The sequence below is a fragment of the Ruegeria sp. CDSA077 genome (genome assembly GCF_059612265.1).
In genome coordinates this window covers 1,093,105-1,112,153 of record NZ_JBXWQG010000001.1, presented here as the reverse complement: position 1 = coordinate 1,112,153, position 19,049 = coordinate 1,093,105, and the positions used below count along the sequence as shown (strand labels likewise).

Sequence of the window (19,049 nt, the reverse complement as noted above, 5' to 3'; positions counted from 1 at the left end):
AAAAACGAACGGCCAGCGCACGGGATTTCATATTTCCCAGGCGGATAAGGCTTGCCTGACCGCCCGGCATCGGCTTTTGCTTGGATAGGGTCGGTTGAACGCGCCGCAATATTCTACGGACAAAACTATGAACAACGTGAACGGCATTTTGCTGGTCGTCGGCGCAATGGCGGCATTTGCACTTGAAGATATGTTCATCAAACACCTGTCGGTCACAGTGCCAACAGGACAGATCATGGTTCTTTTGGGCCTTTCCTGTGGTCTGGTCTTTGTTGGTATGGCGGTGTTCACCCGCAAACGCATCTTTGATGCTGCCGCGTGGCAGACTTTGCCCCTGATACGTGCGCTCTGCGAGGGGTTCGGGGCCGTGGCTTTTGTGACCGCGCTGTCTCTGGTCGATTTGTCAACGGTTGCCGCGGTGTTTCAGGCAATGCCTTTGGTCGTTACAATGGGGGCGGCGTTGTTCCTGGGCGAGCAGGTTGGATGGCGGCGATGGAGCGCAATCGGCGTCGGTTTCATCGGTGTTCTCTTGATCATCCGACCGGGGCTGGACGGGTTCCAGCCGGAAACCCTGTTCGTGGTGGCCAGCGTTGTGGCCATTGCCGCCCGCGATCTGATCACACGCAGACTGGACGCACGCGTGGCCTCAGCCGTGGTGGCGATGCAGGCTTACGGAGCGGTGACGCTTGCCGGTCTAGTGCTGATCTCGATGGCCGGCCAGCCGGTCGTTGCACTGAACCAGGCGCAATTCGGGCCGTTCCTGGGCGCGATTGGATTTGGTGTTCTGGGGTATTACGGGATTGTCAGTGCAATGCGGATTGGCGATGCCTCGGCCCTGACCCCGTTCCGATACACCCGGCTGGTGTTTTCTATCGCGGCCGGAATGCTGATGTTCGGGGAACGCCCGGATATGATGACGGTTGCCGGTGCATCGCTGATCCTGGGGTCGGGGCTCTATACCTTCCTGCGCGAACGACGCCTGGCGCGGTCACTGGCTCTTGCGGCCTGACGGATCGTCGCAGGTTTGCGCAAACAGGCTCTCAGATCAGTGTTAGCGATAACATGAGTGGTTTACTTTTTGCCCTATACTGATATGAGGCTGGCAACTGATTGCAGCCACAGGGACGGGCCTCATGAGCACCATCATCGACATCCATGCACGCGAAATTCTGGACAGCCGGGGCAACCCGACCGTCGAAGTGGACGTGATCCTGGAAGACGGCACCATGGGCCGTGCCGCCGTCCCGTCGGGTGCCTCGACCGGTGCCTATGAGGCGGTCGAAAAGCGTGATGGTGACAAATCGCGCTATATGGGCAAGGGCGTGCTCGAAGCGGTTGCCGCCGTAAATGGTGAGATCGCCGAAGAACTGGTTGGGTTCGACGCGACCGAGCAGGTGGCGATCGACCAGACTATGATCGAACTGGACGGCACCGAGAACAAAGGCCGTCTGGGCGCAAACGCCATCCTGGGCGTTTCGCTGGCAACGGCCAAGGCGGCAGCGGATTTCACCACACAGCCGCTGTTTCGTTATGTCGGCGGCACCTCGGCCCGTATCCTGCCCGTGCCGATGATGAACATCATCAACGGTGGCGAACATGCCGACAACCCGATCGACATTCAGGAATTTATGATCATGCCGACTTCGGCCGCGAATATCCGCGACGCGGTGCGCATGGGGTCCGAGGTGTTCCATACTCTGAAGAAAGAGCTGTCGTCGGCAGGTCTTGCCACAGGTGTCGGCGACGAGGGCGGCTTTGCCCCCAACATCGCCAGCACGCGCGAGGCACTGGATTTCATTCTGAAATCCATCGAAAAGGCGGGCTACAAGCCGGGTGAGGAAATCCATCTGGCTTTGGACTGCGCCGCGACCGAGTATTACAAAGACGGCAAATACATCCTGTCCGGTGAGGGCAAGAGCCTGACCTCGGAAGAAAATGCCGACTATCTGGCGGCGCTGGTCAACGACTATCCGATCATCTCAATCGAAGATGGTATGTCTGAGGATGATTGGAACGGCTGGAAGGCCCTGACCGACGCCATCGGCGACAAGGTGCAACTGGTGGGCGACGATCTGTTCGTCACCAACCCCACGCGACTGGCGGAAGGGATTGAACGCGGTTGTGCCAACTCGATGCTGGTCAAGGTGAACCAGATCGGAACGCTGACCGAGACGCTGCGCGCCGTCGATATGGCCCATCGCGCACGCTATACCAATGTGATGTCGCACCGCTCGGGCGAGACCGAAGATGCCACGATTGCCGATCTGGCAGTTGCCACGAATTGCGGTCAGATCAAAACCGGATCACTGGCGCGGTCAGATCGGTTAGCCAAGTATAATCAACTGATCCGTATCGAAGAATCTCTGGGTGAGATTGCCGAATACGCAGGGGCCTCAATCCTCAAGCGCTGAAACCTGTAAGCCTGAATTTTGATTGCCTGGCCTGTGGAAATGGGCCGGGCTTTATTGTGTTGGATTGCAGGTTTTGCCCATGTCTAAATCTCAAACCGGCACTTTAGCATGATTGGGTCAGAAGAAACTTGGGAGGTTATGAATAGTATTATCTAGATATATTAATGGCTTATATAGGGGTCCTGCGCTGGCGATCCTGATGTGTGAACTTTTTCCTTTTTGTTCTGTAGTGCGCATTCGTATCATATTGAAATAACAGATAAGGGGAACACTATGAATGGTTCGAAACTTCTTCTGGTAGCGTCTGCACTCAGCACTGTATTTCTGGTTGCTTGCTCAGAGCCTGGAACATATCCGATCACCGGTACGGCAGTGTCCCCTGACGATCCGGTGGCAAACCTTGAAGCTCCGGTTTACATCCGTCGCGGTGAGGCCCGATAGGGTCTTTCAATCTTTCGCGGGTGGCCTTGTTGTTCAGCCAAACAGAAATGGATCAAAGGGTTTTGCTCATCAGCATATAGCGGTCACGAGGCTTGAAACCTGTACGTAGATACAGTTTCTGCGCAGTCTCGTTTGTACGATCGACTTCAAGATGCAAAGCTGTGAGCCCCGCGTTTGCCAACGCCTTGGGCAAATCCAGCAAGACTTCAGAGGCAATTCCACGCCCTCGCACGGCGGGACGAATATAGATCTCATCCACGAATCCATCCATGCCGCCGAATTCAACCGACCACCCAAAGGTCAGGATGACATAGCCCAAGGGTGCGCGACCGGGGCCAATCAGGTAGATGCACCCAAAAGGTATTCCCTCGAGAAGAGGGGCAAGCGCATTGCGCGTCTGATCGGCATCCTGGGTAATGCCTTCTTCGGCGTGAAAGGCGGCGACCAAACCAACCAGACGTTCCAGATCCTCGGGGCGGGCAAGGCGAAGTGCGGCGCTCATAGTCGGGCCAGCCGATCCGTGAGCAGATCAAAAAACCCGCCAGCGTCAATTTCTCCGATGAACAGGGCGTTGGGTTTTCTGTCGGTAACACCCCACCAATCGGCAACTGTCATGCCCAGGGTCAGCTCTGATTGGGTCTCGACCTCGACATTCACCAGCCGCCCGGTAAACAGTTCGGGCTTGATTAGATAGGCAGTCACGCAAGGGTCGTGTAGCGGAGCACCTTCCGAGCCGTATTTGTTCTTGTCGAACCTTTCAAAGAAATCGGTCATCTCGGCCACCGCGACACCGGCCTTGTTTCCAATTCTACGGAAGGCATCGTTACGCGTCTTGGTCACCAGAGCCTTATGCGTGACATCAAGCGACATCACCACAATGGGCCGTCCAGATTTGAACACAATATCAGCGGCTTCTGGATCGACGTAAATGTTAAATTCGGCGGTTGGGGTGATGTTTCCAACTTCGAAATATGCCCCTCCCATCAAAACGATCTCTTGAACCCGGTCCACGATGTCAGGCGCTTTGCGGAACGCTGTGGCGATGTTGGTCAATGGCCCAAGGGGACAGAGCGTAACGGAGCCTGGTTCATGCGCGCGCAACGTGTCGATGATGAAATCGACGGCATGTCCTTCGGACAGCGACATCTGCGGATCCGGCAGAACCGGCCCATCCAAGCCAGTTTTGCCATGCACATGCTCTGCTGTGATCAGGGGGCGCTCTAACGGGCGGTCGCATCCGGCATAGACGGGGGTCTGGGTATGGCCAGCCAGTTCACAGACAATACGCGCGTTTTTGGCTGTCAGCTCTAAGGGTACGTTGCCAGCGACTGCGGTAATGCCCAAAACCTCAATTTCGTCGGGGCTGGCAAGCGCCAGCAGAATGGCGACGGCATCGTCCTGTCCCGGATCGGTGTCTATAATGATTTTGCGAGCGGGCATGATCGTCTCCGGAGGTCGTGAAGGTGGGACACTCGCAAGTGTCCGAGAGCTTGTCTAGCGGTTTTACGTTCCGGCCTCGGCCTTTGCCGGCGGGAGTTTGCCATTGGCCCGATGTTCCTCGATCTTCACCTCGTCCCAAAGCGCGTCCATCTCTTCCAGCGTGCTTTCCGTTGGGGTTTTTCCCCGTGCAGCCAGGCGCGACTCGACCTGCTCGAACCGGCGGGTGAACTTGGCGTTGGTCCGACGCAGGGCGGTCTCGGGCTCGACCCCAAGATGGCGGCCCAGATTGACCATAACGAATAGCAGATCGCCGAACTCATCCTCTAACGCATCCGCATCCATGCGGTCGCGTGCCTCTTCGAGCTCGGCAGCCTCTTCGGTAATCTTGGCCAGCACATGGCTGGCATCGGGCCAGTCGAATCCAACACGGGCGGCACGTTTCTGCAATTTGAGAGCACGCAGCAGGGCGGGCAGGTTGGCGGCGACACCGTCCAACGCGCCTTGTTGTTCTTTACCAGCACGTTCGGCCGCTTTGATGGTTTCCCAGTCCAGTGTTTGCTGCTCTGCCGATTTGTCGCGGGATTCGTCGCCAAAGACATGAGGGTGCCGGGCGACCATCTTGTCCGACATGGTGCGCACCACGTCCTGAAAGGTGAAATGCCCGGCTTCTTCGGCCATTTGTGCATGAAAGACAGACTGGAACAGCAGATCCCCAAGTTCGCCCTTCAGCTCATCATAAGCCTCACGTTCGATGGCATCAGCGACCTCATAAGCCTCTTCGATTGTGTAAGGAGCGACCGTGCCGAAATCCTGCTCGATATCCCATGGGCAGCCGGTTTGAGGGTCGCGCAGTCGGCGCATGATCTCTAACAAGCGTTCGATGCCAGCATCGCTGTCATGGATCAGAGGATTTTCGGCCATTGCGAACCCTTTCGTTCCGGTGTCAGATGCATCCATTCCGCAGTCACGATCAGGAGTCCACCCCAGATGCCCGTCGTCAACCGAATTGCCGATTTCTCTGCCGATATGGCCGTATGGCGCCAGCATCTGCATACGATCCCCGAGCTTGCATTCGAATGCCACGAAACCGCGGCCTTTGTTGCCGACCGGCTGCGAGAGTTCGGTGTCGACGAGCTGCACGAGGGCATCGCCACCACAGGGATCGTTGCGATCATCAACGGGCAGGGCGAAGGACCGACGATTGGTCTGCGCGCTGATATGGACGCTTTGCCTATCCCCGAGGAAACAGGGGTCGCGTACCAATCAACCAAGCCCGGAAACATGCATGCCTGCGGTCATGACGGGCACACCACGATGCTGTTGGGCGCAGCGCGCTATCTGGCGGAAACCCGAAATTTCCGTGGACGCGTGGCGCTGATCTTTCAACCGGCCGAAGAAGAGGGTGGTGGCGCGGGCGTCATGGTCGAAGAGGGGATTATGGACCGGTTCGACATTTCCCAAATCTATGCATTGCACAATGCGCCTGGAATTCCCGAAGGATCCTTTCAGACAACCCCCGGGCCGATCATGGCTGCTGTTGATACGTTCGAAGTTCACATTCAGGGCCTAGGTGGCCATGGTGCCATGCCGCATGAAACCCGGGATCCGGTGATGGCGGCCTGCGGTATCGCCCAGGCGATTCAGACCATCGTCAGTCGTAACAACTATGCTTTGGACAGTCTGGTGATCTCGGTCACGCAAATCCATACCGGCACCGTGAATAACGTGATCCCCGATACCGCCTTTATCAACGGCACTGTGCGCACTTTTGATCCGACTGTGCAGAAAATGGTGATGGAGCGGATGGAACAGATCGTACAAGGACAAGCCCAATCCTATGGTGTCGAAGCGCGGCTGGACTATGAGGTCAACTATCCTGCAACAATCAATGACGCCGACAAGACTGGTTTTGCCGCAGAAATCGCGCGTGATGTTGCCGGTGCAGATCGCGTGATGACCAATGTCGACGCGATGATGGGGGCCGAGGATTTTTCATACATGCTGCAGTCGCGCCCCGGCGCTTACCTGTTTCTGGGGCAAGGCGAGGGGGCCGGATTGCATCATCCGAAATACAACTTCAACGACGACATCGCGCCGGTTGGGGCGTCTTTCTTTGCGCGGATCGTCGAAAAGGCCCAGCCTTTGGGCTGACAGGAGAAAGACATGGCACTGGAAGATTCAAAGAATTTCGTCGACGAGGCGTTTACCAATCCTGAACTGAAAGGCGTCTCGTACGAGAATACTTTCGGGGGGGCGATGTCATTTTTGCGCCGCTTGTATACCAAGGATCTGACCGGGATTGATATCGCCGTAACCGGCGTGCCATTTGATCAGGCGGTGACGAACCGCCCCGGTACGCGTCTTGGGCCACGCGCCATCCGCGAGGCCAGCACGTTGCAATCCCCGGATGAGCCTTATGGCTGGCCGTTTGATGCGCTAAGCGAATTGGCAATCGTGGATTATGGGGACATGGCTTATGACTACGCCAATATACCTGCCTTTCCGGACACATTGACGGACCACATTCGCACAATTCTCAACGCTGACGTGGCCTCGGTGACGCTTGGAGGGGACCACTATATCAGCTTTCCGATCCTGAAGGCCTATGCCGAGAAATACGGGCCGATGTCCTTGCTGCAATTTGATGCGCATACGGATACATGGGCTGACGACGACATGTCCCGCGTGGATCATGGGACCATGTTCTACAAGGCGGTCAAATCAGGGATAGTGGACCCTAAGCGTTCCGTTCAGGTGGGTATTCGTACGACGAACGAAGATACTTTGGGGGTCAACATCATTGACGCTCGGGAGGTGTATGAGTCCGGTCCCGCCGCCGTGGCGCAAAAGATCAAAGGCATTCTTGGTGACAACCCTGTTTACCTGAGCTTCGATATCGACGGTCTGGACCCGGCCTTTGCGCCTGGCACGGGAACGCCGGTCTGGGGTGGACTGAGTTCGATTCAGGCCCAGATCATCCTGCGCGACATTGCTGGGATCAACATCAAAGGCGGGGACGTGGTCGAGGTTTCGCCGCCCTATGACACCTCAGGTGCGACAGCGATTGCAGGCGCACATGTGGCGACCCAAATCATTTGCCTGCTGGGATGGAACAAGCTGAAGCCTTAACCTTTGGTTAGCCATCTTTCCGGTATCAGGTTAGCAGCAGGGCAGGACGGAAGACATAACGGCATGACACAATTCAACCAACCAATCAGCGGTAACGATCTGGCGCGTTTTTCCGGCCCAAACACGTTTATGCGCCTGCCGCAGGCGGATACATTGGCCGGATTGGATGTGGCCGTAATAGGCATACCGATGGATATCGGCACCTCTTGGCGGTCGGGGACACGGTTCGGACCGAAACAGATCCGCAGCGAAAGTGCGATGCTGCGGCCTTACAATATGGCCACCTTTGCGGCGCCCTTCGACAGCCTGCAAATCGCCGACATCGGCGATTTGGCGATCAACACCTTTTCGCTGTCCGACAGCCTGAAGATCATCAAGGAGAGCTATGACGCGATTCTGGCGCAGGGTGTGACACCTGTGGCGATGGGGGGCGATCACTCGATCACCTTGCCGATCCTTCGGGCGATAGCCGCGAAACACGGGCCTGTGGCGCTGGTCCATGTGGATGCCCATGCGGATGTAAATGATGAGATGTTTGGCGAAAAGGAAACCCATGGCACCGTTTTCCGGCGTGCCTATGAAGAAGGGCTGATCGTGCCGGAAAAAACCTTTCAGATCGGCATCCGAGGCTCTGGCTATGCGGCATCGGACTTTACCGAGGCCAAAGGGTGGGGCTTTCGCCAATACCCCGCATGGGAGCTTTGGCAGCAGAACCTGACGGTCATGGGCGCGCAGATACGCAATGAGATCGGGGATCATCCGGTCTATATCACCTATGACATTGACAGTCTGGACCCGTCTTTCGCCCCCGGAACCGGCACGCCCGAGATCGCCGGGTTAACCACACCGCAGGCGCTGCAACTGATCCATGCCCTGGGCGGGACAAATGTGGTTGGGTGTGATCTGGTCGAGGTTTCTCCGCCGTATGATCCCTCTGGCAATACGGCGCTGACCGCTGCCAATCTGCTGTTTGAATTGCTGTGCATATTGCCAGGCGTGACGTCACGGTAGGGATCACGGCAGTCTCTTGTTTGCTATGCGGAACTGCATATGGTTCCGCAATCTAACAGAGTGGAAAAGATGAAAATGACGCTGTGGCTGATTGCGGGTCTGATTGTCCTTGTGGGGGCGTATATACGGCTTGCGCCGTCTGATCCCGCCATCTGGCACAATGCCCCCGTCGGCGACGCGAACAGAGACCTCCGTGGTGGCGTCGCGCGAGTACTTGAAACGGGGCCGGACGGGTTGGCGCAGTTGAACGAAATCGCAATGGCCTCACCACGTACAAAGGTTCTGGCCGGGTCAGTTGATGACGGGATGGTCACCTATATCACCCGTACCAAAGTGATAGGTTTTCCGGACTACACAACCGCCCAGCAGAACGGCGATACACTGCGCATCTATGGCAGGTTGCGCTTTGGACGCTCAGATTTTGGGGTAAACCGAAACCGCGTTGATGGCTGGCTCGCGCGTATGCAGCCCTGAGGACAGGCATCCTTCCTGTACCTCGCGCCACATCGGAACGTTCAGTGACATCTGACATTGTGCAGTGAAAATGCGACCGTCGACCTGCAGGCAGATCATCTCGCCCAATTCAACGCGTGACCCGGATTTGTCAGTGCAATAGCAGTCCTGTACCTTGCCGCCGGGACCGACGACATCGGCCATCACGGGCGTCGCAAAAAGCGATAGAACCAGAACCAACCGTCTCATGCGGGGCAGCTTAGCATACGGACAGCCCTTGACCATAGCCCCGGATTAGGAGACACCGCCCGGATGATCCCCGAAGAACGCCTTGAACAGATAACTCAGCGATTCCAATACCTCGAAGCGGCCATGGCAGATGGTGCTTTGGGCGGCGATATTGCTGTGCTGGCCAAGGAATATTCGGACCTCAAGCCGGTGGTCGATCAGATCATGGCATGGCGCCAGCTGGTCACTGACCTTGCCGAGGCCGAGGCGATGTTGGCCGATCCCGATATGAGGGAGCTGGCCGAAGAGGAAATCCCCAACCTGCAGGCCCAAATCCCCGGTGCCGAAAACGCCCTGCAACTGGCCTTGTTGCCTAGGGATGCCGCTGATGCGCGTCCGGCCATGTTGGAAATCCGCCCTGGAACCGGCGGTGATGAGGCTGCGCTTTTTGCGGGCGATCTGCTGCGCATGTATCAGCGGTATTCCGAAGCGCGCGGCTGGAAATTCGAGATCCTCGAAGAGCAGGCGTCGGATCTGGGCGGCATCAAAGAGGTGGTTGCCCATATCAAAGGCGACAACGTCTTTGCCCGTTTGAAATACGAATCTGGCGTTCACCGGGTGCAGCGGGTGCCGGAGACCGAAAGTGGCGGGCGCATTCATACCTCGGCGGCGACCGTGGCGGTTCTGCCCGAGGCCGAGGATGTCGATATTCAGATCGACGCCAATGATATCCGTATCGACACGATGCGCAGCTCGGGTGCGGGTGGGCAGCACGTGAACACCACCGATTCGGCCGTGCGGATTACACACTTGCCCACCGGGCTTGTGGTGACCAGCTCCGAGAAATCCCAACACCGCAATCGCGAGATCGCGATGCAGGTTCTGAAGACTCGACTCTATGATCAGGAGCGTCAGCGGATTGACAGCGAACGCTCGGCAGATCGGGCGAACCAGGTCGGGTCTGGCGACCGGTCGGAACGGATCAGGACCTATAATTTCCCGCAAGGCCGCATGACGGACCACAGGATCAATCTGACGCTGTATAAGTTGGATCAGGTGATGCAGGGCGATCTGGATGAGGTAATCGACGCATTGACCGCGGATGATCAGGCGCGTCTCCTGGCCGAGATGGCGCAATGACCGGCGGCCAGACAGCGGCTCAGGCCATGGTGGCTGCTACGGCAAGATTGCGTGCGGCTGGTGTGGCTGATCCGGCGCGGGATGCTCGGGTTCTACTGGCCCACGCCGCCCGGATCGAAGCAAGTCGCGTTACACTGATTACACCCGAAGAGCTTTTACCGGATATTGCTGAACGATACGAGCAACTGATCTCGCTTCGGGCCATTCGTGTGCCCGTTTCTCACCTGTTGGGGGAACGTGAGTTTTACGGCCGTCGGTTCAAAGTTAGCCGGGACGTGCTGGATCCACGCCCGGAAACAGAGGTTCTGATCGAGGCCGCGCTGAGCGAACCCTTTGACTATGTCCTCGATCTGGGGGTTGGATCGGGGTGCATCCTGATCACATTGCTGGCCGAACGCACCAGTGCATCGGGTATTGGTGTGGATCTGAGCGAGGCGGCCTGCCTACAGGCCAGTGCAAATGCCGTGCAACACGATGTTCAGAACCGGATCGAAATTAAGCAATCCGATTGGTTTGGAAACATTGAAGCAAAATTTGACCTGATTGTTTCAAACCCGCCCTATATTTCCCTTCCGGAAATGGACACCCTGGCACCTGAAGTGCGGGACCATGAGCCGCGGATGGCATTGACAGACGAAGGTGACGGCTTGGGGGCCTACCGTAGGATTGCTGCCGCCGCCCCGGATTTTCTATTGCTCCATGGTCGGTTACTTGTCGAAATCGGACCCGAGCAAGGGCAGAGCGTCGCATCTTTGTTTGACGCAGCAGGATTGACAGACGTACGGATCATTCCCGATCTGGATGGTCGCGACCGCGTCGTTTTCGCCAGAATGCCTTCATGACGGAACGTTCTGAGGCCGAAATGCGCCGATTGATATAAAAAAGGTACAAAAATTGGGACAAACCTCTTGTCTGCACGCTCTGGACGTGTTTACTCAGGTGTAGTCAGAGAGGTTGACGCTGTTACAGCGGGCCCCTGACGCCAAGCCCAAAAAAGCCGACATCGTGTCATAGCTAAGCCCTTGAGCAGTGCAAGACGCGAACTGATCGGCAGCGAACGACAAGGCTGACTAAAGTAGATGAGATCTTCCAAATCCCGCTCTCGGGCAAAGAATAACCGCAATCGTCCTTCTGGCGGCAACGTCGTAAACCGAGTTTTCGACAGTTCGGGCCCAGAGGGCAAAGTGCGTGGCACGCCGCAACAGATTATTGATAAATATAATCAGCTTGCACGCGATGCTCAGTTGTCTAACGACCGTGTAGCTGCCGAAAACTTTCAGCAGCACGCCGAACATTACCTGCGTTTGCTTAGCGAAGCTCAGCGTGAAATGGATGCACGCCGTGAGGAGCAAGAGCGTCAGAATCGCGAACGCCAGGCTGAACGAGATCGTGAGCGTGCCGAGCGTCAGGAACGCGAAACCGTCCGCCAGTCGGATCCCGCTGAGGCACCTCAACCTGATGTGATGGGGTTTGCCGCTGACGCAGCTGCTCCGGAATCCGGGCTTGTAGAAACGCCTGAAAGCAAAAGCCCTGAAGAGGCCGAGAAAAAAGAAAAACCGGCCCGTCGACCTCGGGCGCGCAAGCCCAAAGCCGCACCTGCTGCGACTGAGGACGCGCCCTCTGGCAACGGTGATACGCCTGAAGCGGCAGAGTAAATCAGCCAGTAGATTTATAATAGAAAACCCCGGTACTGGGCCGGGGTTTTTTGATGTGTTGCCCCGACCTTCAAACAAAAAGTGTTTTGTTCGGATCTTTGGAGTGTCAGTCACCTTACCGTTCTGCATATGCCTTTCGGTCTTGGTGCGTTAGGTACATTCGATCTTATGTTCGCGGTCGCAGAATTGGTGTCAACAAATGCGGTATACCGAATGGTCTTTTGGACATTTTGGGGCATACCTTTTCTGGTTCCATATCTTCTCGATAACACAACAGGCAGCGTAAGATTCCACTTAAGCCTATACTCGTCAGAGCCCAGGGATTTATAGGGAACCCGTATTGGGCCCTTTTTTACGTGGCGTATGAATTGGTCATCCACAATGGCCGTTTCGGAGCCGGTATCGATTGTGAAGCGAGTCTGTTGCGCAAACCACCCTTCACGGTCGCCGAGAAAGGTGCACAACAGCGTGACTTCTGAGGCATTTGAGGAGTGGGGCTGTATAAAGCATAGGATGGTTAGTGCGGAAATTCCAACAACCAGCTTCTTTTTCAGTTCCGACGCCAGTGGATTTGAGTTCGCTGTTTGTCTCCGTGAGTTGACAGCAGAAATATTAGGATTGAGTGGAAGACACTTCGCGGGCCAATGCGCAGAACGCTTCTAAAGGCACTTGTTCCGCACGTTCGGTGGGTTTGATTCCGGCGGCGATCAGGCGGTCTTCGATATCCGGGGCCACGCCCTTTAGCGAGGCTCGCAGCATTTTGCGGCGCTGATTAAAAGCGGCGGCGACCACGCGGGACAGTGTGGCAGGATCAGCCGGATAGCGCGGTTGCGACAGGGCGATCAGGTGGACCACGGCGCTTGAGACCTTGGGGGGCGGGGTGAACGCTCCGGGTGGCAGTGACATGGCGATGCGCGCGTCGGCCCGCCATTGGGCAAGGATGGCTAAGCGACCATAGGCTTTACCGCCGGGTTGGGCGACGATCCGTTCCGCCACTTCGCGCTGAAACATCAGGGTCAGGCTTTGCCAGAACGGAGGCCATTGCGGCGGGGTCAGCCAGCGGACCAGCAACTCGGTGCCGACATTGTAGGGCAGGTTCGCCGCCACACGGATCGGAGGGGTCAGATACGTAAGCGGATCAATCTCAAGCGCGTCACCGTTGATGACCTCAAGCCTACCGGGATAGGCGGCGGCGATGTCGTTTAGGGCAGCGATACAGCGTGTGTCTTTTTCAACCGCGACAACCTTGCGCGCACCTTCTGAAAGTAGCCCACGGGTCAGCCCGCCGGGGCCGGGGCCGATTTCCAGAACATCGCATTCCGCAAGATCTCCGGCCTGCCGCGCGATCTTGGCGGTCAGGTTCAGATCCAGCAAAAAGTTCTGGCCTAGCGACTTGCGAGCCGAGAGTTGATGCGAGGCGATAACCTCGCGCAGAGGGGGAAGGTTGTCGATAGTGCTCATGATCCGATCACCGTGGCGCGGTTTGATAGGAGAGCGCCAGAGAATTTTTACCTCTGGCCGGGATATTTACAGCCCGCTGAAGGATCAAGAGCTTTGTGCCATCTGCTGGGCAAGTTTGAGCGCTTCGATCAGGCTGGTCGGGTTTGCAAGGCCTTGCCCCGCAATGTCCAGTGCAGTCCCGTGATCGGGTGAGGTTCGGATAAATGGAAGGCCTAGTGTGACGTTCACACCGCGATCGAAATCCAGCGTCTTGATCGGAATCAGAGCCTGATCGTGATACATGGCGATGGCGGCGTCATAGCGCGCGCGCGCTGCGGCGTGGAACAATGTATCCGCGGGGTGCGGGCCGGTTACGGTATACTCTTTGCGGGGCAGCTCCGCGATCAGCGGCGCAATCCAGTCCAGTTCTTCTTGTCCCATCTTGCCGCCTTCACCGGCATGCGGGTTGAGGCCCGCGACGGCTATCCGCGGGGTGGCAATACCGAACTGTGATTGTAGTCCCTGGGCGGTGATTTCGATGGTTTCCCGCAAAAGCTCGGGCGTAAGCTCGCAAGGAACGCGTGAGAGCGGGATGTGGATGGTTGCTGGTACAACGCGCAGTTGGTCGCTGGCCAGCATCATCACAACACGTTGGGACCCAGCCAAGGCGCCCAGAAATTCAGTATGGCCGGGGAATGAGAAACCTGCCCCGTCGATAAGTGCTTTCTTGTGGATCGGTGCGGTACATAGCGCCGATGCAGAACCGGACTGAACCAGCGCTACGCCAGTTTCAATGGCAGTGACAACTGATCTGGCGTTGGCTGGATTAGGGTGCCCAGGCCGGTTGGGGGCTGGAAAGTCCAGTTGCAGTACGGGCAGGGCAGAGCCACAGATCTCGACCGCCTGAGAGGCGTCGCTGATCTGTACCGACGGTGTCTCGGGCGGCAAATGCGCGGCATCGCCAATATAGAAGAAAGGGCAGGTGGTTCTAAGGCTGGCCCAGGCTTTTGCGGCGATCTCGGGCCCAATTCCGGCCGGATCGCCGCAGCTGAGCGCGATTGGCTTCATTGTTCAACAATAGTTGCGTCGGCACGCATTTGCCCCAACAGGCTTTCTGCAAGTGTTTGCAGCCTTTGCTGGGTCAGAGCATTGGCGACATCTGCACGCGTTGTCTCTTCGCCAAGGTTGCGGGTACGTGTGCACAACATCACAAAAGCCAGTGTTTGGCCGTTGTTACGGGTCAACGTGGTTGAAACTTCGTTCAGGTCCAGTTTGGCCAGTTCCAATGCGATATCGCGCGGGATTTCCGACGGTTTGCTGACATTCCGCTCTAAGACTTCTGCTGGCTTGTTTTGCACGATACCGTACAGATCATCGCAAGTGTCTATTTCTTCTTTCAGCTTTTCGGCTGCGGCCAGTGTTTCCGCACTACGACCACCGGGCATGTAATAGACAGCATAGTCGATCTCGGAATAGGTGGGCGTACTCGCAGCGGTCTCACGCAAACCGCGCATCTGAAACAGTGCAACGGCATTGGGCAGCGGAATGGGCTGGGTGACGTCACCATTTTTGAGCCCGATGATGACCGGCTGCAGCGCCGGGGGCAGATCGGTCAGGTTCAACCAGTCAAGGCGCCCCCCATTGGTGCGAGTTCCGGCCGCCGAGTACTGTGTTGCGGCGGTTGAAAAGGAATCATAGCCCTCGATCAAGGCGATCTCTTCGGCCAGCAGTTGAACCTGTGACAGGTTTTGTTGGTTCACAGGAATAATGATTTCCGAAAGAAGGACTTGCAGGCCGCCACTTCCAGATTGTCCAAGTGCGCGATTGATCTCGTCTTCCGATGGTCTCGCCTGCGACAGAAAACGCGCGCTGACGAATTCACGCCAGGAAATCTGATCCTCGATGAAATCCCGAACTGTCTCACGGTCAACACCGGCATCCGCCAGAAGCTGCAGGAATTCGTCGCTCGAAAGCTGACCGCGGGCTGCAAATTGGTCAATTCCAACCTGAACGTCTTCGGGGGCGACCACGATTCCAGCCTCGCGCATCGCCTGTTTGCGCAGGCGATCGTCTATCAAAGCTTTGCGCACGTCTTCCTCGGTTGCGCCGGGAACACCCAGAATCGACAGGAATTGCAGGCGCTGTTCCAGCTCATACCAGGTCACGATGTCTTGATTGACCTTTATGGCAGGCGAGAACAGGTTCTGCGCCACTGCCTTTACAGGTGCTATGGCAATCGAAACTGCAACCAGTGCCGGAGCAACCAGCCCGATATGGCTGGAACGAAAGAAACGTGAAAAACCTGTTATCAACTGCATCTTCTCTTGTACTGTTTGCCGCCACCTTCGACAGAATATCCTGTCAGAGCTACGGTAAAGCCGAATTCGGTCGAAGGCTCAATACTTGATGACGAGGTATAGCGCCTGCTGACCGACATGTTAACCTGAACACACTCGTTCCGGTACGTGATACCCAACCCATATCTGATCGGTTCAGATTCGCTCAGGTCATACCGCGCCTGAGCACGGGTTTGCCAGTTCTGATCGATGTCGTACCGCCCGCGCAACCAGATCTCAGAAATCTCATCGTCGACATTTTCTGCGGGATCGGGTTCTTGCCAGACATAGCTTCCGCTGAGGGCCGTTGTTTCCTTTTGCCATGCAGCACGCAGCTCGGCCTTGGCAAAGCTGAAATCTCCGTTCACCAAACCTCGCCCGGCCAGAGACCACCCGTTGGGCGTTTCAAGTTGACCGGCGATCAACACATCGGACGAAGTGCCCTGAAGGCCCGATGTAAGGTTAAAGTCGGGATCAGCATCCGCACGAAAGACCTGACCGATCGTGGCACGCGCTTGCCAGCCCCTGGAGCCATAACGCGCCCAATTCACCCCAACAACGCCGCTGACCCCATCTTCGCGCCTGTCCTCGGCAGGGAATCGGGACAGGGATAACAGGTTACCCTGGTCAAACTCCTGAAACGTACTTTCGTCGATAGGAACATCATTGTCGGAGACATGCGTCCACCCGATCTGCGCGATGGGTTCCAGCAACTGGGTTGCGCCCGACGCCTCGCGGCGGGTCATTGGCAGGCGCAGCGTCAGTGCGGCGCGCGGGGTCGTGCGGGTCACCTGATCGGGATAGGCGCTGTCGTGGCGGATATTGAACGTGTCGATTGACGCGCCTACTTGGGCATCTGCACGCAGCCCCCAGCCCAGTATCCAGCTGCGCAGCCATTCGGTATCGAAGGTCGCTCGGGCAACATCGCGCCCGATAACGTCCTCATTGCTCGTTCTTTCATGGGCATGACCGATGAAAGCCATCCGCACCTCTCCTCCGACAGCTGCCGGGAAGAAGCGTTTGCGATAGTTCAGGTCGAAGATTCGAGAAGGAATCTGATCCTGATCCTCGCTATCTCGCAAGGTTTTATAGTGGTTTAGGCTGGTCCGGAAAGCGGTATCGCGCTTGATCCTTTCCAGGGCAATTTCGCTGCGCAGACGGTCAAAGTCGGGCAGGCCGTAATCAGCCAGATAGGAATCGTCGGACGTAGTTCGGATGTTGAAGGTCAGGCGATAGTCGTCCGGCAGATCAAACCAACCGTTGGTAAAGAAATATCCGCGCGCCTCGTCCCGTTGAAGGTCATCGCGAGTATGCGCGCCTTCGATTTTGATCCGTCCGTTCTTAAAGGCCTGACGATAGCGATAGCCCAGAGTTCTGGTCTTACCGGAAAGGTAAGGTGTCAGCGTGAGGTCCTTGTGATCTCCAAGCTTGAAGAAATAGGGAACCTTTATGCCTGTGCCCAACTGCGAGGTGGTGCGGACCGATGGGACCAGAAAACCAGTCGCCCGGTCCAGCGTTGGGTCGGGGAGACGCAGGTAAGGGAAATAGAAGACCGGCACATCCAGCACCCGGAATTGCGCACCTTCGAAATAGAGCTGTCGTTCCAACTGATCATGGGTCACCTTGCGGGCACGGATTTGCCAGAGCGGTGGCCGCCCATCCGTGCAGACATGGCAAGACGTCGCCGAGACTTTGCTGAACTGGGTGTATCTGCCGCCAGCACGTGTCGCCTGCACCGAGGCAATTTGCACCTGTTGGTCGAACACCATTCGGGCGCCGATCAAAAGGCCGTTGAGCAAACCCCGGTCGAGTTCTGCGGAATCCGCCAGAACAGTCGTTCGATTACCTTGATCAATCCGGATCGGTCCTTCCAGTGTAAGCTCACCGCTTTCGCGGTCGTACAAAATCCGGCTGGCCGTCATTTTGACGTCACCCTGAAACGCTTCGACATTGCCTTCTGCGATCAGCACACGCTCTGGGGTAATGAAAATCTTGTCGGCGACAAGCAGGGCTGGTGGCTCTTGCTGGGACGCGTTCGTCGTTTGATCCTGTTCCGGCAAAGTCTGGGCCAGGACATCCAAAGGCAAAGACAATGCAACCGCACCCGAGAGCAATAGCAGAGCGAATTTGCGCATCAGCCATCCTCCGCATGCAACAGCAGGCCAAGAGAAAGAAGGATGGCCGCAAATGGCGGGGCCCAGGCCGCAACGAAGATAGGCAACTGACCGTTTTCTCCCAATATTTGCGCGAAATTACGGACGAAATAGATGGCGAAGCCCAGTAACACGGCCGTCAGCACCGCTATTCCGGTGCCGCCGAACCGGACATGCCGCATGGTAAAGGCCGCGCCAATCAAGACCATTGCGACCAGAAACAGAGGTCTTGCCAGTTGGACCTGAAACCAGACCTCGTACTGCTTTGTCGAAAATCCGGCTTCGCGCAGGTCTCGGATCAACTGGGGCAAATCGTAGACAGACATCGAATCCTGTTTGCCCAACCTGTCCAGAATGCGCTGACGCGTCAGGGTGGTCGGAATCTCCAGACGATCATGCTCTTTCGAGCCAGCTTCGGGATTGATGCCGTTCATAAGCGGCCAGATCTTGGCATCCTGTAAAACCCAATAACCGTCTTCCAACTCGGCCTGTTTGGCAGAGATTTGGCGTGTCGGCTGACCAATCGCGTCGAATGTTATTATGGTGACATCCTTCAACAGCAGGGTGTCACCGTTTGACGTTCTGCGCGCGTGGACAACCGATTGGCCCTCTTCTGTAGCTTGCCGTAACCACAAACCCTCACTGCTGATCGAAAGAGCTGAGCTGGTGCGGTTACGGTAGGAATCGGAAAGCCGTTGGAATTCTTCGGAAGTTGCGGCAGCAAACGGGTTAAGCACCGCAACTGCCAAGGCTCCGATCAATAGGGCCAGAGTTACAGGTGCAAGCAGGACGCGAATTCCAGACCGCCCGATCGAGCGCGTCACCACCAATTCCGAGCTGCGAGCCAATCCGATGAACAACGCAATCGTGGACAGGATGATCAGCAGGGGCAGCATTTCACCGATGGCGGCGGGCGTATTCAATAGGGTCAGATACAAAAGCCGGCCAAATGACAGATCGACCTCATCGAAGCGCCGTACCTGTTCAATCAGATCGATCAGAATCATCAGCGTCAAAAAGATACAGCCAATGACCAGAAAGCTCTGGGTGAACCGCCGGGCAAAATATCGATCCAGGATCACCGATGCGCCCTCGGCATCACTGCGTTGCCTGCAGCGGGGGCCTTGAAGTTAAGAGAATCAGCGGTACATGCGCCAGCGCGCAACGGCCTATGCCTGCCCCGATTTGCCAATTCGCCCTCCCGCTCTCCGA

19 protein-coding genes are annotated in these 19,049 nt (G+C 56.8%); 10 read left to right on the top strand and 9 right to left on the bottom strand.

The window, feature by feature from the left end:
- The first annotated feature begins 127 nt into the window (after window positions 1–127).
- The 3 genes from AC2FLE_RS05570 (at window position 128) to AC2FLE_RS05560 (ending at window position 2,852) form a co-directional block, all read left to right on the top strand.
- Window positions 128–1,009, top strand: a complete 882-nt coding sequence (locus tag AC2FLE_RS05570; protein ID WP_496695695.1) for a DMT family transporter — start codon at window positions 128–130, stop codon at window positions 1,007–1,009.
- A gap of 124 nt (window positions 1,010–1,133) precedes the next feature.
- Window positions 1,134–2,411 carry a phosphopyruvate hydratase gene (gene eno / locus AC2FLE_RS05565; protein WP_496691117.1) on the top strand — a complete coding sequence of 426 codons (1,278 nt, stop codon included), beginning with the start codon at window positions 1,134–1,136 and terminating at the stop codon, window positions 2,409–2,411.
- Window positions 2,412–2,684: 273 nt separating this feature from the next.
- Entirely contained in the window at window positions 2,685–2,852 is a 168-nt protein-coding gene (locus AC2FLE_RS05560; protein WP_185956604.1) for a hypothetical protein, read from the top strand.
- 52 nt (window positions 2,853–2,904) lie between these two features.
- On the opposite strand, the gene AC2FLE_RS05555 is transcribed toward AC2FLE_RS05560, so the two are convergent.
- The 3 genes from AC2FLE_RS05555 to mazG form a co-directional block, all read right to left on the bottom strand.
- A complete protein-coding gene (locus tag AC2FLE_RS05555; RefSeq protein ID WP_496691118.1) occupies window positions 2,905–3,354 on the bottom strand; it encodes a GNAT family N-acetyltransferase in 450 nt (149 codons plus the stop codon).
- Entirely contained in the window at window positions 3,351–4,292 is a 942-nt protein-coding gene (locus AC2FLE_RS05550; RefSeq protein WP_496695692.1) for a nucleoside hydrolase, read from the bottom strand. The genes AC2FLE_RS05555 and AC2FLE_RS05550 overlap by 4 nt, the downstream gene beginning before the upstream one ends.
- A gap of 63 nt (window positions 4,293–4,355) precedes the next feature.
- The gene (mazG, locus tag AC2FLE_RS05545) at window positions 4,356–5,213 is read right to left on the bottom strand and encodes a nucleoside triphosphate pyrophosphohydrolase (RefSeq protein ID WP_496696097.1); all 858 of its coding nucleotides are present in this window, start codon (window positions 5,211–5,213) and stop codon (window positions 4,356–4,358) included.
- A gap of 66 nt (window positions 5,214–5,279) precedes the next feature.
- Between mazG and AC2FLE_RS05540 the strand changes: the two genes are divergently transcribed.
- The 4 genes from AC2FLE_RS05540 (at window position 5,280) to AC2FLE_RS05525 (ending at window position 8,906) form a co-directional block, all read left to right on the top strand.
- Window positions 5,280–6,443 (top strand): M20 aminoacylase family protein, encoded by a 1,164-nt coding sequence (locus AC2FLE_RS05540; RefSeq protein ID WP_496695690.1) that lies wholly within the window; start codon window positions 5,280–5,282, stop codon window positions 6,441–6,443.
- 12 nt (window positions 6,444–6,455) lie between these two features.
- A complete protein-coding gene (gene speB / locus AC2FLE_RS05535) occupies window positions 6,456–7,421 on the top strand; it encodes an agmatinase (protein WP_142633391.1) in 966 nt (321 codons plus the stop codon).
- A 63-nt stretch (window positions 7,422–7,484) separates the two neighbouring features.
- Complete coding sequence (gene speB / locus AC2FLE_RS05530; RefSeq protein WP_496695688.1) at window positions 7,485–8,432, top strand: agmatinase; 948 nt, start codon at window positions 7,485–7,487, stop codon at window positions 8,430–8,432.
- Window positions 8,433–8,501: 69 nt separating this feature from the next.
- Window positions 8,502–8,906 carry a DUF1499 domain-containing protein gene (locus tag AC2FLE_RS05525; RefSeq protein WP_496695686.1) on the top strand — a complete coding sequence of 135 codons (405 nt, stop codon included), beginning with the start codon at window positions 8,502–8,504 and terminating at the stop codon, window positions 8,904–8,906.
- On the opposite strand, the gene AC2FLE_RS05520 is transcribed toward AC2FLE_RS05525, so the two are convergent.
- Entirely contained in the window at window positions 8,847–9,134 is a 288-nt protein-coding gene (locus tag AC2FLE_RS05520) for a hypothetical protein (protein WP_496695684.1), read from the bottom strand. The two genes, AC2FLE_RS05525 and AC2FLE_RS05520, sit on opposite strands and share 60 nt — an antisense overlap.
- A gap of 63 nt (window positions 9,135–9,197) precedes the next feature.
- On the opposite strand from AC2FLE_RS05520, the gene prfA reads away from it, so the two are divergent.
- The 3 genes from prfA to AC2FLE_RS05505 all read left to right on the top strand — a co-directional run bounded on the left by prfA (window position 9,198) and on the right by AC2FLE_RS05505 (window position 11,908).
- The gene (gene prfA, locus AC2FLE_RS05515; protein WP_496695682.1) at window positions 9,198–10,253 is read left to right on the top strand and encodes a peptide chain release factor 1; all 1,056 of its coding nucleotides are present in this window, start codon (window positions 9,198–9,200) and stop codon (window positions 10,251–10,253) included.
- A complete protein-coding gene (gene prmC / locus AC2FLE_RS05510) occupies window positions 10,250–11,095 on the top strand; it encodes a peptide chain release factor N(5)-glutamine methyltransferase (protein ID WP_496695680.1) in 846 nt (281 codons plus the stop codon). Before prfA ends, prmC begins: the two co-directional genes overlap by 4 nt.
- Window positions 11,096–11,332: 237 nt before the next feature.
- Window positions 11,333–11,908: a DUF4167 domain-containing protein gene (locus AC2FLE_RS05505; protein WP_496691122.1), complete on the top strand. Its 576-nt coding sequence runs from the start codon at window positions 11,333–11,335 to the stop codon at window positions 11,906–11,908.
- Window positions 11,909–12,520: 612 nt separating this feature from the next.
- Here the strand turns inward: AC2FLE_RS05505 and rsmA are convergent.
- From rsmA to lptG, 5 genes are all read right to left on the bottom strand, one after another.
- Complete coding sequence (gene rsmA, locus AC2FLE_RS05500) at window positions 12,521–13,369, bottom strand: 16S rRNA (adenine(1518)-N(6)/adenine(1519)-N(6))-dimethyltransferase RsmA (protein WP_496695678.1); 849 nt, start codon at window positions 13,367–13,369, stop codon at window positions 12,521–12,523.
- Window positions 13,370–13,453: 84 nt separating this feature from the next.
- Window positions 13,454–14,416: a 4-hydroxythreonine-4-phosphate dehydrogenase PdxA gene (pdxA, locus tag AC2FLE_RS05495; RefSeq protein ID WP_281994515.1), complete on the bottom strand. Its 963-nt coding sequence runs from the start codon at window positions 14,414–14,416 to the stop codon at window positions 13,454–13,456.
- The gene (locus tag AC2FLE_RS05490; protein ID WP_496695676.1) at window positions 14,413–15,666 is read right to left on the bottom strand and encodes a peptidylprolyl isomerase; all 1,254 of its coding nucleotides are present in this window, start codon (window positions 15,664–15,666) and stop codon (window positions 14,413–14,415) included. The genes pdxA and AC2FLE_RS05490 overlap by 4 nt, the downstream gene beginning before the upstream one ends.
- Window positions 15,657–17,819: an LPS-assembly protein LptD gene (locus AC2FLE_RS05485; RefSeq protein ID WP_496695674.1), complete on the bottom strand. Its 2,163-nt coding sequence runs from the start codon at window positions 17,817–17,819 to the stop codon at window positions 15,657–15,659. The genes AC2FLE_RS05490 and AC2FLE_RS05485 overlap by 10 nt, the downstream gene beginning before the upstream one ends.
- On the bottom strand, window positions 17,819–18,919 hold the full coding sequence (gene lptG / locus AC2FLE_RS05480; protein WP_496691125.1) for an LPS export ABC transporter permease LptG: 1,101 nt from the start codon (window positions 18,917–18,919) through the stop codon (window positions 17,819–17,821). The genes AC2FLE_RS05485 and lptG overlap by 1 nt, the downstream gene beginning before the upstream one ends.
- Window positions 18,920–19,049: the final 130 nt, after the last annotated feature.